The 13,231-nt window shown below is 56.5% G+C and carries 12 protein-coding genes and 1 pseudogene; 9 read left to right on the top strand and 4 right to left on the bottom strand.

What is annotated here, in order from left to right; genetic code table 11:
• Nucleotides 1–66: 66 nt before the first annotated feature.
• The 7 genes and pseudogenes from lpxK (at nt 67) to rpsT (ending at nt 5,930) form a co-directional block, all read left to right on the top strand.
• On the top strand, nt 67–1,146 hold the full coding sequence (lpxK, locus tag W822_RS45265; RefSeq protein WP_051401890.1) for a tetraacyldisaccharide 4'-kinase: 1,080 nt from the start codon (nt 67–69) through the stop codon (nt 1,144–1,146).
• 29 nt (nt 1,147–1,175) lie between these two features.
• Nucleotides 1,176–1,388, top strand: a pseudogene (locus W822_RS45270) (Trm112 family protein); the annotation flags it as partial.
• 76 nt (nt 1,389–1,464) lie between these two features.
• Nucleotides 1,465–2,253, top strand: a complete 789-nt coding sequence (gene kdsB, locus W822_RS45275; protein WP_024007459.1) for a 3-deoxy-manno-octulosonate cytidylyltransferase — start codon at nt 1,465–1,467, stop codon at nt 2,251–2,253.
• Between the two features lie 66 nt (nt 2,254–2,319).
• The gene (gene adk, locus W822_RS45280; protein WP_024007460.1) at nt 2,320–2,976 is read left to right on the top strand and encodes an adenylate kinase; all 657 of its coding nucleotides are present in this window, start codon (nt 2,320–2,322) and stop codon (nt 2,974–2,976) included.
• 35 nt (nt 2,977–3,011) lie between these two features.
• Nucleotides 3,012–3,770 (top strand): 3-hydroxyacyl-CoA dehydrogenase, encoded by a 759-nt coding sequence (locus W822_RS45285; protein WP_024007461.1) that lies wholly within the window; start codon nt 3,012–3,014, stop codon nt 3,768–3,770.
• Between the two features lie 82 nt (nt 3,771–3,852).
• Nucleotides 3,853–5,472 (top strand): murein biosynthesis integral membrane protein MurJ, encoded by a 1,620-nt coding sequence (gene murJ / locus W822_RS45290; protein ID WP_024007462.1) that lies wholly within the window; start codon nt 3,853–3,855, stop codon nt 5,470–5,472.
• A gap of 191 nt (nt 5,473–5,663) precedes the next feature.
• Nucleotides 5,664–5,930, top strand: a complete 267-nt coding sequence (gene rpsT, locus W822_RS45295; protein WP_024007463.1) for a 30S ribosomal protein S20 — start codon at nt 5,664–5,666, stop codon at nt 5,928–5,930.
• 408 nt (nt 5,931–6,338) lie between these two features.
• Here the strand turns inward: rpsT and W822_RS45300 are convergent, their stop codons facing one another.
• Nucleotides 6,339–6,632 (bottom strand): DUF3579 domain-containing protein, encoded by a 294-nt coding sequence (locus W822_RS45300; protein WP_034281168.1) that lies wholly within the window; start codon nt 6,630–6,632, stop codon nt 6,339–6,341.
• A 248-nt stretch (nt 6,633–6,880) separates the two neighbouring features.
• Between W822_RS45300 and argF the strand changes: the two genes are divergently transcribed.
• Together argF and W822_RS45310 are read left to right on the top strand one after the other, a co-directional pair.
• Nucleotides 6,881–7,849, top strand: coding sequence for an ornithine carbamoyltransferase (argF, locus tag W822_RS45305; protein WP_024007465.1), 969 nt, complete (start codon nt 6,881–6,883; stop codon nt 7,847–7,849).
• A gap of 169 nt (nt 7,850–8,018) precedes the next feature.
• The gene (locus W822_RS45310; RefSeq protein ID WP_024007466.1) at nt 8,019–9,239 is read left to right on the top strand and encodes an argininosuccinate synthase; all 1,221 of its coding nucleotides are present in this window, start codon (nt 8,019–8,021) and stop codon (nt 9,237–9,239) included.
• A gap of 224 nt (nt 9,240–9,463) precedes the next feature.
• Here the strand turns inward: W822_RS45310 and W822_RS45315 are convergent, their stop codons facing one another.
• The 3 genes from W822_RS45315 to W822_RS45325 form a co-directional block, all read right to left on the bottom strand.
• A complete protein-coding gene (locus W822_RS45315; RefSeq protein ID WP_024007467.1) occupies nt 9,464–11,344 on the bottom strand; it encodes a potassium transporter Kup in 1,881 nt (626 codons plus the stop codon).
• Nucleotides 11,344–12,453: a sensor histidine kinase gene (locus tag W822_RS45320; RefSeq protein ID WP_024007468.1), complete on the bottom strand. Its 1,110-nt coding sequence runs from the start codon at nt 12,451–12,453 to the stop codon at nt 11,344–11,346. Before W822_RS45320 ends, W822_RS45315 begins: the two co-directional genes overlap by 1 nt.
• 75 nt (nt 12,454–12,528) lie before the next feature.
• Nucleotides 12,529–13,206 carry a response regulator transcription factor gene (locus W822_RS45325; RefSeq protein ID WP_024007469.1) on the bottom strand — a complete coding sequence of 226 codons (678 nt, stop codon included), beginning with the start codon at nt 13,204–13,206 and terminating at the stop codon, nt 12,529–12,531.
• Between the last annotated feature and the right edge of the window lie 25 nt (nt 13,207–13,231).

Raw genomic sequence — 13,231 nt, forward strand, 5'->3', positions numbered from 1 at the left:
GACCGGGAATGTACAACCCACGGTGGCGCGCCTGCTTCTATCGCAAGACCGCCCTATTTCACTGCCATGGTAATAAAAAAACACGCCACCCTGACCACGACCCTGCTGAAGCAATGGCAAAGCGGCGGACTTCTGTCCGACCTGTTGCTGCCACTATCGTGGATCACACGTCTGGTCGTGCGCGTCAAAAACACGCTTTACGGCCTTGGTCTGAAAAAAACACACCGGCTGCCGGTTCCGGTGATTGTCGTGGGCAATATATTTGTGGGCGGAACCGGCAAAACCCCTTTTGTGCTGGCGCTGATCGAAGCGTTGCGTGAACGCGGCTGGCAACCCGGCATCGTCAGTCGCGGTTATGGCGTGGAGATCGGCCCCGAGCCCCGCTATGGCAGCGGCAGCGATGCCAGCGCCCGCCTGTTGGGTGATGAACCGGCCCTGCTGGCCCAGGCCGCGCCGATCGCAGTGCATCCTGACCGCACGCGGGCAGCCCGTTGCCTGCTGCAGCATTTTCCCGACACCACGGTCATTATTGCCGACGACGGTCTGCAGCATTTGGCGCTCGGGCGCGACATTGAAATCGCAATCCAGGATAGTCGCGGCACCGGCAACGGACGCCTGCTTCCGGCAGGTCCCTTGCGCGAACCCGCGTCCCGACTGAATCGCATCGACTATCTGGTGACCAATTCTCCCGCGGAACTGTCCCCGCAGAACCCGCCAGCCCACGCCACTCAGCCGCAAAATGCTGCGGCGCGGCCAAGACAAGTCAGCATGCAACTGCAGCCGACCCGTTTCATTCATCTGGCTTCAGGCAACACGATCGCGCCCGAGTCCTGGCGGGCGCAGCACCAGCGTGCGCGCATTGCCGCCGTGGCAGGCATCGGACATCCGCCGCGGTTTTTCACAACACTTGAACAGGCCGGCATCGTTGTGCGGCAGACCCTGGCCTTTCCCGATCATCATGCGTATACACAGGCCGAGCTGCACGCCATCGACGCCGACCTGATTTTGATGACCGCCAAGGATGCCGCCAAATGCCGTGACATGCAGGATGACCGCCTGTGGGCGCTCGAAGTGGCCCCTCGGTTTTCCGATGGTGATTTTTTCGACGATATCGCGGAAAAACTCAAATCATTACCGGTATACTGATTCATTCAACAGTTTACACAGCACTTATTATGGACTCTCACTTTATCAAGCTCCTCGTGTGCCCCCTTTGCAACAGCCCGCTGCGCCACGATCAGAGCCGGCAGGAGCTGATTTGCCAATACGACAAGCTCGCCTTCCCCATTAAGAACGGCATTCCCGTCATGCTCAGCCAGGAGGCGCGTTCGCTCAGCGCAGACGCCGACACCCCGGCAAACGGCCTTCCCGCCGCCGGCGCAGAAAACCACCCGACACAGCCCGACACCCGCCCTGCGGCAAATTCTCCCGCCGGCCCCGGCAGCTCTGACGGCAAACACTGATATGTCCGGATTTATCGTGATTGTGCCGGCGCGCGCGGCCTCGACACGCCTGCCCGGCAAAATGCTGGCCGATATCGGCGGCATACCGATGGTTGTACGCACCGCCAGACAGGCAGCCCGTTCCGCAGCCGACCAGGTATATATTGCCACCGACGACGAACATATTTTCGATGTCGTACGCCAGCACGGCTGCACTGCCCTGCTGACCCGCAAGGATCATGTCTCGGGAACCGACAGGCTGGCCGAAGTCGTGGCGCAATTGAACCTGCCTGATGAACAGGTGATTGTGAATGTGCAGGGCGATGAGCCCATGATTGAGCCCGATATTATCAATCTGACCGCCGGCGATCTGCTCAACACCCAGGCCGCGGCCATCTCCACCTGTGCCTATCCCCTTGCCGATGGCAACGATTTTTTCAACCCGAATATCGTCAAGGTCGTGTGCACTGCAGACCAGTTTGCGCTCTACTTCTCCCGTGCGCCCATTCCCTGGGCGCGCAGCCAGTTCGGCCCGGCCATGCCGGCGGTCGGACAGGCTCCGGCGACCCTGCCTACAGGTTTTCCCGCATTGCATCATATTGGGTTATACGCTTATCGTAGCGGGTTCCTGAAAATTTTCCCGACCCTCACCCAGGGGCCGCTGGAAACCTTTGAATCACTCGAACAGCTCCGGGCGCTCGAACATGGCTTTCGGATTCACGTGCTGATTACCGCCAGCGCACCCATGCCCGGCGTCGATACACAGGACGATCTCGAACGAGTTCGCAACTTTTTTCGCGGCTCGCCCTAATTTTTGCAATGCATCATATAAAATAGCATTCCATCAGTAACAGATAACAACATCCAGGAGGGATCCATGCGTCTCATTTTGTTAGGGCCACCAGGCGCGGGCAAAGGCACTCAGGCAACATTCATCACCCGGAAATACGGTATTCCGCAAATTTCCACGGGCGACATGTTGCGTGCCGCTGTCAAGGCCCAAACCCCTGTGGGCCTCGAGGCCAAACAAGTAATGGACAATGGCGGACTGGTCTCCGACGACATTATTATCCGGCTGGTCAAAGACCGCCTGCTCGAAGATGACTGCAAGAAAGGCTATCTGTTCGATGGCTTCCCGCGCACGATTCCACAGGCTGACGCCTTGAAAAATGCCGATATCGGCCTGGATTACGTCATCGAAATAGATGTGCCCGAGGAAGATATCATCGAACGCATGAGCGGTCGACGTGTTCATCCGGCCAGCGGTCGTACTTACCACTTGCGCTTTAATCCACCCAAAGTGGAAGGCAAAGACGACCTGACCGGCGAGTCGCTGGTACAACGCGATGACGACCAGGAAGAAACCGTCAAAAAGCGCCTGGAAGTGTATCGCAATCAGACACGTCCATTGGTACAGTACTATTCCGACTGGGCTGCGCAAAACGATCCGAAAGCGCCCAGGTATGTTCATATTTCGGGTGTGGGCAAGGTGGAAGAAATCACCCGCCGCATCGAAGAAGCGCTAAGCCAGTAACCGTTGAACCCGTCCTAACGTAGCAAGGAAAGTAAATGGAAATCAGGGATAAAGTTTTTATTGTCACAGGTGGTGCTTCCGGTCTTGGTGCCGGCACGGCGCGAATGCTGGTCGAGCATGGTGCCCGCGTCATCATTGCCGATGTGCAGGATGAGGCCGGCCAGCAATTGGCCGCTGAGCTCAAGCAACAATACGTGCATTGCGATGTCACGCGCGAGGAGGATGCCAGCGCTGTAGTGAAGGCTGCCACCGCGGCCGGCAAACTGGTCGGGCTGGTCAATTGCGCCGGCATCGCCCCCGCTTCCCGCACAGTCGGCAAAACAGGCCCCCACCCCCTTGATCTTTTCCAGAAAGTCATCAGCGTCAATCTGATCGGCTCATTCAATATGCTGCGTCTGGCCGCCCAGGCCATGAACGACAACGAACCGGAAGCCACCGGCGAGCGCGGTGTGATTATCAATACCGCTTCAGTCGCCGCTTACGAAGGCCAGATCGGACAGGCGGCTTATTCTGCTTCCAAAGGCGGTGTGGTAGGCATGACGTTGCCGATCGCGCGTGACCTGGCCCGCTCCGGTATCCGCTGCAATACGATCGCACCGGGCATCTTCGGCACCCCCATGATTTTCGGTATGCCGCAAGAGGTTCAGGATTCCCTGGCCGCCAACATTCCGTTCCCATCACGGCTGGGCACGCCCCAGGATTATGCCAAACTGGTCTACAGCATTGTCACCAATGAAATGATCAATGGCGAAACGATCCGGCTTGACGGTGCCATCCGCCTCGCGCCGAAATAATTTTCAAAATCGCTTCTATCACAGGCACGTGAGTCCGCTAAAAGCGTAAGATTCACGTGCCTTGTTTTTTTCTGTCGAATCGATGAGCCTTTTACGGTCTGCCGCTACCATCAGCGGCCTCACCCTGCTGTCGCGCATATCGGGCCTGGCCCGTGATATTCTGGTTGCCCGCACCTTCGGGGCCAGTCCGCTGACCGATGCATTCTGGGTCGCGTTCCGCATTCCCAATTTGTTGCGCCGCCTGTTTGCCGAAGGCGCGTTCTCACAAGCCTTCGTACCTATCCTGGGCGAAGTGCGCAACCGGCACGGTCAGGACAAAGTCAAAATTCTGCTTGACCATGTTTTCATTGTTCTGCTTTACGCGCTGATGGCAATTACGGCGCTGGGCATTATTGCCGCGCCCTGGGTGGTTACGGCGATGGCAACAGGCATGTCGCATGCCTCTACCGACTCCGCTTTTGAGTCTGCCGTCTGGATGACGCGGGTCATGTTTCCGTATATTTTGTGCATGTCTCTGGTGGCCTTCGCCTCGGCTGTGCTCAATACCTGGAGCCGCTTTGCCATTCCGGCCTTTACGCCGATTCTGCTGAATCTCTCGATGATCGTGGCCTGCGTTCTGTTCACGGACCTGTTTACGACGCCCATCTACGCGCTGGCAGTGGGCGTCATGCTGGGTGGCGTGGCCCAGTTGCTCGTGCAATGGCTGGCGCTCGCAAAACTGGGGCTCACGCCCCGTCCCACGGGTTCGTTAAAGCGCGCCTGGGCCGATCCCGTCGTGCGACGCATCATTCGCCAGATGGGTCCGGCGACACTGGGCGTGTCGGTCGCCCAAATATCCATTCTGATCAATACCAACATTGCAACCTGGCTCCCGGCCGGCAGCGTCACGTGGCTGTCTTTTGCCGATCGCCTGATGGAATTTCCCACCGCGCTGCTGGGCGTAGCCCTGGGTACGGTACTGCTGCCCAGTTTGTCTGCGGCACACAGCAAGCAAGACACCCAGGCCTACAGCCACCTGCTGGACTGGGGACTGAAACTGGTGTTGCTGCTCGGTTTGCCCGCAGCAGCAGGCCTGGCGCTCGCCTCTGACGCTCTGGTCGCGACCCTGTTCAATTACGGCGCCTTTGACGCTTCGGATGTGCAACAGACCCGCCTGTCGGTCATGGCCTATGCCGTCGGCCTGATCGGTATTCTGGCCGTCAAAATCCTGGCGCCCGGCTTCTATGCCAAACAGGATATCCGCACGCCGGTGAAAATCGCGATTGGCGTCCTGATTTTTACCCAGATCATGAATGTGGCATTCGTGCCCTACCTGCATCATGCCGGACTGGCCCTGTCGATCGGCCTGGGCGCTACTGTCAACGCAGGCTGCCTGCTGGTGGGACTGCGTCGACGCCACATTTACCTGCCTGGCGCCGGATGGATGGTCTTTTTCCTGAGACTGGCGCCCGCAGTGCTGGCGCTGGCGCTGTGGATTCTGTTTTTGCAGCAGTATATGAACTGGACCGACCTGACACCGGGCACGATCAATGCCTGGATCGGCGACCTGCTGCGTACGTTTCTTCCAGCCGGCCTGACCTTCACGCTATCGCGGCTTTTGGCACTGATCGTGCTGCTGCTATCCTGCGGAGTTGTGTATTTTGCCGCCCTGTTTCTGGCAGGCTTTCGCCCCGCCGATTTCACCCGCCGGCGTGGACAATAGCAGCGGGCCTGGCCGATCAGAACCGACCGGAGGCGGAATGAAGATGGTGCGCGAGGTCAGAATTGTTGTCCTGAGCGCACAATGGGCTAAAAACAGGCTGTAAACCAGTGTTTTTACACAGGTTTCTTGCACTTTAGGCCAAATATGCTATACTACCAGACTTTGCTGAATTAACTTATTAAAGAACTACCATGGCCAATACTGCACAAGCACGCAAACGTGCACGTCAATCCGTTGCTCGTAACAAACATAACTCCAGCCTGCGTTCACTGCTGCGCACGTCTATCAAGCGCGTTCGCCAGGCTGTTGAATCCGGTGATCAGGCTCAGGCAAACGAAGTTTTTGCCAAAGCAACCAGCGTCATTGATCGCGTTGCCGACAAAAAAATCATCCATAAAAACAAGGCCGCCCGTCACAAAAGCCGCCTGTCTGCTGCAATTCGCGCCATCAGCGCCTAATTTGCACTTCTGGCAGTAATCTGCCGGCTCATGATCAGACAATCGCGCGCGTGCGTGCCAGATTGTTTCTGCGCCGGCCAGTATTCCGGTTTGCGTCAATGGTAAACACAGAGCGTGGCTTATTGCCGCGCTTTGTGCTTTGGCTTACCCTTTCCCTCGCCCTATCTGCGCCTGATCCCCGCCCAGTCATTTCGACCGGCGTGCTTTCGTGACGCCTGCGCAAAGCGTGTGCCCTCTGCTGAAGCAGGCAACGTTATCGCGTCAATATTTAATATTCTCCGATATTTAGTATTTATTATCAGATTTGAAATAACATCTGCGCGCCTCTGTGGATTATCAGATGCCGTGGATTCAGAATGTACAGCAGATTGACCCGGTCACTGAAGTGGCGTAGCCGGGCCAGAAGAATCAGAGGGTCCGTTCGGACGTTTTGAGTTTGTTGTCGGTGGCGAAGTCGGCAACGAATTTCCAGGCCAGCGGCTCCAGTTCGCGCAGGCGGAAATCAACAATAATGCATTTGACCCCGTCGATGATATTGGGTACTACGTAAGGCGAGTAGGTAATATGATTGCCCGGGCCGGCATTTCCTCCGGGGCGAAATTGCGACATCACACCCGCAAGTCTTTCGGCCCAGTCGCTTGGACGAAAGCGCTGGCCTTCTTCGGTCACCCCGTGGATAATTAGTTGTTGCACATCAATTATCTTCAAGAAAATGCCTCTTGCCGTTAAAACCGCCAGAGAACAAAGATATACTAAAGACAGAATTGTATATGATAGCGTCTGGCGTCATCCGGAATTAGCAGGGTTATATGAAAGAAACCGCAAGTATACTCCTGCGCCGGCACTGCCGAAATCCATTTCAAGACAGACACGTGGCGTATCCGTAACCGGAACGCCACCGGACGCGCTTTTGTTGTTTTCTGTTTTTGTTATCAACCAATCATCCTGCCATGACAACCTTGCAACCGACCGGCCCGATGCGGCATTTTCTGCAGATCAAAGATTTTACTTCTGATGAACTCCTGTACGTGCTCAATCGCGCACTCATCATCAAAAGCAAGTTCAAGCGATACGAGCCCCATATGCCATTGCACGACCGTACGCTTGCCATGGTGTTTGAAAAAGCCAGTACCCGCACCCGGGTCTCGTTCGAAGCGGGCATGTACCAAATGGGCGGTTCGGTTATCCACCTGACCACCACCGATTCGCAACTGGGACGCTCAGAACCCATCGAAGACACGGCACGCGTGATTTCCCGCATGGTCGATATCATCATGATCCGCACCTTCGAGCAGACGCGTATAGAACGCTTTGCTGCTCATTCGCGGGTACCGGTGATCAACGGGCTGACCAACGAATATCATCCCTGCCAGATCCTGGCCGACATCCTGACTTTTATGGAACATCGCGGCGCCATCAAGGGCAAAACGGTGGCATGGATTGGCGACGCCAATAATATGGCTTATACCTGGATCCAGGCCGCGCAGCTGCTGGGCTTCAAAATGCACGTCTCGGCACCCAAAGGCTACCGGCTGGAAGACGACCGCATTGCGGGCGTGCCGGCTGATGTTCTGGAACAGTTTGATGATCCTGAAGCCGCCTGCCGCGGCGCGGATCTGGTCACGACCGACGTCTGGACCAGCATGGGTTACGAAGAAGAAAACGAGAAGCGCAAACGCGCCTTCAAAAACTGGCAGGTCAATGCCGGCGTGATGCAGGCGGCGCAACCCGATGCCCTGTTCATGCATTGTCTGCCGGCCCATCGCGGCGAAGAAGTCACGGCAGACGTGATTGACGGCCCGCAAAGCGTCGTGTGGGACGAGGCCGAGAACCGGCTGCACGCGCAAAAAGCCCTGATGGAGTTCCTGTTGCTGGGTCGTTTGCCCGACGCTGAAGCATCCGGCGAACAGCGAAGCTGAAACGCGCTAAAATAGTGCCCGTGCGCCGTCTATGCTGCCGCATGCCTGTCTGGGCGTGACCGGCAGCAGGCCGTTGAAGCCTCGTCGCACACGGCCTGCCAATCGGTGCCAGGGCATCCGCCCGGCATCAATGCTATTTCTCACAACCTGCTAAATACACGAGTTCCCAATGAGCGAAGTCAAAAAAGTTGTTCTCGCCTACTCCGGCGGTCTTGATACCTCTGTCATCCTGAAATGGCTGCAGGATACCTATCAGTGCGAAGTCATTACATTTACCGCCGATATCGGACAGGGCGAAGAGCTGGAGCCGGCACGCCGCAAGGCCGAAAAGTTCGGCATCAAGCCCGAGAACATTTTCATTGACGATTTGCGTGAAGAATTCGTGCGCGATTTCGTATTCCCCATGTTTCGCGCCAATGCCGTCTACGAAGGCGAGTATCTGCTGGGCACCTCTATTGCACGTCCGCTGATCGCCAAACGTCAGATTGAAATTGCCAACCAGGTCGGCGCCGATGCCGTTTCGCACGGCGCGACCGGCAAAGGCAATGACCAGGTGCGTTTCGAACTGGGCTATTACGCGCTGAACCCGGCTATCAAGGTGATCGCCCCCTGGCGTGAATGGGATCTGCTCTCGCGCGAAAAGCTGCTGGCCTATGCAGAAAAAGCCGGCATCGAAATCGACATGAAACACAAGAACGGCGGCGCACCCTATTCCATGGATGCCAACCTGTTGCATATCAGCTTTGAAGGACGCCATCTGGAAGATCCCAAAGCCGAAGCCGAAGAAAGCATGTGGCGCTGGACAGTATCGCCCGAGCAGGCGCCCGATACGGCAGAGTATGTCGATCTCGAATACGAACGCGGCGATATCGTCGGCATCAATGGCGAAAAACTCACCCCCGCACAAGTGCTGACCAAATTGAATGAACTGGGCGGCAAGCACGGCATCGGCCGGCTCGATCTGGTCGAGAACCGTTATGTGGGCATGAAATCACGCGGCTGCTATGAAACCCCGGGCGGCACGATCATGCTGCGCGGCCACCGCGCCATCGAATCCATCACGCTGGACCGGGAAGTTGCACACCTGAAAGACGACCTGATGCCTCGCTATGCAGCACTGGTCTATAACGGCTATTGGTGGTCTCCCGAGCGTAAGGCACTGCAGGTGCTGATCGACTACTCTCAGGAACACGTCAATGGCTGGGTACGTCTTAAACTCTACAAAGGCAATGTCTACACGGTTGCCCGCGATTCAAAAGACACGCTGTTCGATAAAACTATCGCCACCTTTGACGACGATGGCGGCGCCTACAACCAGGCAGACGCCGGCGGGTTTATCAAACTGAACGCCCTGCGTATGCGCATCGAAAACAAGGCTGGTCGCAAATAAACAGTCGATGGATAAGCAGTCGACAGGCTGCTATATAAAACCGCAAAATAAAACCGCTGGCAATGTGATTCACTATAAGCCAGCGGTTTTATTTTGCCGATCAATTCACGTTTTGTCGGGCCTTGCTGCGCTCGATCGACGCCCCCCCCCAAGACATCATCTACGTATCATCTACGTATCACCCTGCAGCATCGCCATACAGTATCGTCACTGCATTGTCAGCGCTACAACTCCACCTGTATACCCATTTCAATGACCCGGTTGGGCGGGATCTTATAAAAACGGGTACTGCGGGTCGCGTTCCGCGACATGAAAGCAAACAGCCGGCGGCGATAGCGCCGGATAAACGATCCGCGGTTCGACACCATAATGGTCTGCCGCGACATGAAATATGACACCATCATGGGCGCAAGATTGATTTGCGGATAGGCGGCGTGCACCTGCTCCAGCAATTCAGGGACATTGGGCTCCTGCTTGAAACCGTAGGTCGCCGTGACCTGCCACGCATTCGCATTGACCTCTTCGATCACGAACCGGTCTTCTTTGGAAACAAACGGCACATCTGCACCTTTGACAGAGAGAAAGACCAGCTGTTCATGCAGTACCTTGTTATGCTTCAGATTATGCAGCAGCGCCGACGGCACGCGCTGTGGGTTCGAGTGCATGAACACGGCGGTACCCGGCACGCGCGGCACCGTATCGGCCAGCAACATGGCCAAAAACGGCTTGAGTTGCTGCGCTTCGTCGACATCGATTCTCTCGAGCCGCTCACGTCCCTTGCGCCAGGTCATCATCAGCGTAAACAGCACCAGCGCGATTAACAGGGGCAGCCAGCCGCCCTCTTCGATTTTGATGGCATTAGCCGAAAACAGCAGCACATCAATCACCAGAAACACGCAAAGCAACCCATAGACGATTGTCCGGCGAAAACCCCGATACATGCCCGGCATCACGGAAAACGCCAAGATAGAAGTCGTTAACATTGTGCCGGTCACCGCAAAGCCGTAGGCATGCGCCAGCTTCTCGGAGCTTTGAAACACCAGTACCAGCACAATCACGGCAATACACAACAAGGCATTGACACGAGGCAGGTAGATTTGTCCCTGCTCTTCATTCGAGGTATGCAAAATTTCCATGCGCGGCCACAAGCCGATCTGCACCGCCTGGCGCGTTACGGAAAATGCACCCGAAATCACTGCCTGCGACGCAATAATGGTCGCCATGGTGGCCAGAATCACCATAGGCAGCTGCCCCCAGGCCGGCACCGACATGAAAAACGGGTTTTTCACAGCCGCCGGGTTCTGGATAACCATGGCGCCCTGCCCGAAGTAGCATAACAGCAGCGCCGGCAACACGAACCAAAACCAGGCCCGGCTGATCGCAGGGCGCCCGAAATGCCCCATATCGGCATAAAGAGCTTCCGCGCCTGTCAGGGCCAGTACGACGTAACCCAGCAGCAGGAAACTATGCAACGGATCACGCATGATAAACCGCAGAGCATAGACCGGTTCCAGCGCCTGCAGCACTACAGGATTGTCCACAATATTCCAGATGCCCAGCAGCCCCAATGACAGAAACCAGACAAACATCACGGGTCCGAACAGCTTGCCCACCACGCCAGTTCCGCGGGACTGGATCATGAACAGTCCGAGCATAATGATGATAGACAGCGGCAGGATCCAGTCATCAAACCTGTCCGAGACGACGCTGATTCCTTCCAGTGCAGACAGTACGGAAATGGCAGGTGTAATAACACTATCGCCATAAAACAGACAGGCGCCGAATATCCCGAGTACCAGCAAAATGGACCGGTGCTTCGGCCTGATATTGCGAATGGCCAGCTCCATCAAGGCCAGAACACCGCCCTCTCCCTTATTGTCGGCCCGCAGCACCAGAATCACATACTTGACCGACACGACGATCATGACCAGCCAGAACAGAATGGAGAGAATACCGAGCACGGCATCCCGCTCTGCCCCTACCCCTGCCCCATTCAGGCTGGCCTGAATGGTATAGAGTGGACTGGTGCCAATGTCACCATACACAACCCCCAAGGCGCCCAGCAGCACGCCGGCGCCGGGTGATCGCTTTGAATCTGCCTGCATTATTTTTCCACCTTTGAACGCGTCAACCGGGTGCCGATACGCGGCCCCGGGAAAATAACCGTCACCTGTGTGCCCTGGACCTGTGGCCGGCTCAACAGACTCCACCAGGCGCCATGCGCCCTGGTAATTTCACGCACAATTGTCAGACCCAGACCACTGCCGGTCGCATCGGCCGTCGGTGACCGATAAAATGCATCGAAAATTTGCGCCGCATCTTCGGGCGCAATGCCGCAACCATCATCGCGCACAGTCAATGATGGCGGATTGACGCCCACGGTCAGGCTGATTTGGGTCGCACCCTTTGCGTATTTGAGCGCATTGTCGATCAAGTTGCCCAGCAGTTCTTCAAGCAGCAAGACATCACCGTCAATCCAGACTTCGCTTTCGGGCGCATCCAGATACAAATCGATACCATGCTGTCGGGTTTTCGGGACCCATTCCAGGCCCGTATTTTGTACCCATTCACACAGATTGATCCGGGTAAAGACATCCTGGGGGCGAATCCCCGGGTCGGCCCGCGCCAGCACCAGCAGTTGCTGACCCAGGTGAATAAGGCGGTTGCTGATGGTTTTGATTCTTTCGGCACGCTCTCTGACATCGTCGGGCAGGGTTCGCGCCAGCATCAGTTCGGACTCCAAACGCAGACCGGCCAATGGCGTACGAAACTGATGGGCCGCATGGCCGATAAAGCGGCGTTGCGCAACCAGCGATTCGTCCAGCTTGCGCAGCAGATCATTCAGGCGATCCAGCAGCGGCAACAATTCAGTCGGCACATTATGCAATTCAATAGGCTGCAAATCCTCTTCGGAGCGCTGGGCTATCGCCCGCGCAAGCATATTGACCGAGTGCAGACCCGAGCGCACACCATAAAACACCAGCCACGCAAACAGCGCGACCAGCAGCAATTGCCCGATGATAATCACGATGAAAATATCTTTGACGACCCAGTCCAGCGCGTCCTGCATGATCAGCAAGGTGGCGCTGAAATCCAGAATAATGAGAACCACAAGCGCGGGGATCAACCGGATGATCAAATGACGGAACAACGAGCCTTTTTGTAGGAAGGTGCCGCTGCGTCGGGTACTGCCTTCTTGTTTGGGAGTCGTCATGAAAGAGAGAAAAGAGAGGTCCTGTCGGCGATTCTAGACGATCGCCTGCACCGGATCAACGTCTTCGCAGACTCGTTATGCCGTAACGGCGTCAATTTCAAGCAAATAGCCAAACCCGCGCACCGTCTGGATGGAGGTGCCAGTGCCTTCGAGCCGTTTGCGCAGGCGATAGACATAGACCTCGACCGCGTTCTCGCTGAAGTCGGCATCCCAGGCCGACAGGGAGTTGACGATCTGCCGCTTGGTGACCACGCGTCCGGGACGGGCCATGAGCATTTCAAGGACAGACAGTTCACGCACCGACAAATTCAGGCGTTCGCCATGCACGCGCACTTCACGACCGACTGTATCGAATTGCAAGGGACCCACTTCGATCACAGGACTGGTCTGGCCAGACTGGCGCCGTGCAAAGGTGCGCACCCGCGCCGCCAGTTCAGACAGCTCAAAGGGCTTAGTGACGTAATCATCAGCACCGGCGTCCAGGCCGGCAACCCGGTCTTCGACATCATCCCGGGCAGTGAGGATCAGGGTTGGCTCCTGGTGTCCCTGGGCGCGCAGTTGTTTGAGCACTTCCAGGCCGTTCATATCCGGCAGATTCAGATCCAGGATAAGCAATTGGTATACCTGTCCGGACACGGCGCCAAATACCTGGGTTCCGTTGGACACCCAGTCTACGGCGTATCCCTGTTCGCGCAGGAATTCCTGCAGGGCTGAACCCAGGATGTTGTCATCTTCAATTACTAAAATTCGCATATTGATCGCCGGTAAATTAATGGCC

The sequence above is a fragment of the Advenella kashmirensis W13003 genome, from assembly GCF_000506985.1.
GTDB lineage: Bacteria > Pseudomonadota > Gammaproteobacteria > Burkholderiales > Burkholderiaceae_B > Advenella > Advenella kashmirensis_A.

Bases quoted from the DNA above. Each gene is read 5' to 3' on its own strand.
- lpxK (WP_051401890.1), top strand. From the start codon at position 67: ATGGTAATAAAAAAACACGCCACCCTGACCACGACCCTGCTGAAGCAA.
- kdsB (WP_024007459.1), top strand. From the start codon at position 1,465: ATGTCCGGATTTATCGTGATTGTGCCGGCGCGCGCGGCCTCGACACGC.
- adk (WP_024007460.1), top strand. From the start codon at position 2,320: ATGCGTCTCATTTTGTTAGGGCCACCAGGCGCGGGCAAAGGCACTCAG.
- W822_RS45285 (WP_024007461.1), top strand. From the start codon at position 3,012: ATGGAAATCAGGGATAAAGTTTTTATTGTCACAGGTGGTGCTTCCGGT.
- murJ (WP_024007462.1), top strand. From the start codon at position 3,853: ATGAGCCTTTTACGGTCTGCCGCTACCATCAGCGGCCTCACCCTGCTG.
- rpsT (WP_024007463.1), top strand. From the start codon at position 5,664: ATGGCCAATACTGCACAAGCACGCAAACGTGCACGTCAATCCGTTGCT.
- argF (WP_024007465.1), top strand. From the start codon at position 6,881: ATGACAACCTTGCAACCGACCGGCCCGATGCGGCATTTTCTGCAGATC.
- W822_RS45310 (WP_024007466.1), top strand. From the start codon at position 8,019: ATGAGCGAAGTCAAAAAAGTTGTTCTCGCCTACTCCGGCGGTCTTGAT.
- W822_RS45315 (WP_024007467.1), bottom strand. From the start codon at position 11,344: ATGCAGGCAGATTCAAAGCGATCACCCGGCGCCGGCGTGCTGCTGGGC.
- W822_RS45320 (WP_024007468.1), bottom strand. From the start codon at position 12,453: ATGACGACTCCCAAACAAGAAGGCAGTACCCGACGCAGCGGCACCTTC.
- W822_RS45325 (WP_024007469.1), bottom strand. From the start codon at position 13,206: ATGCGAATTTTAGTAATTGAAGATGACAACATCCTGGGTTCAGCCCTG.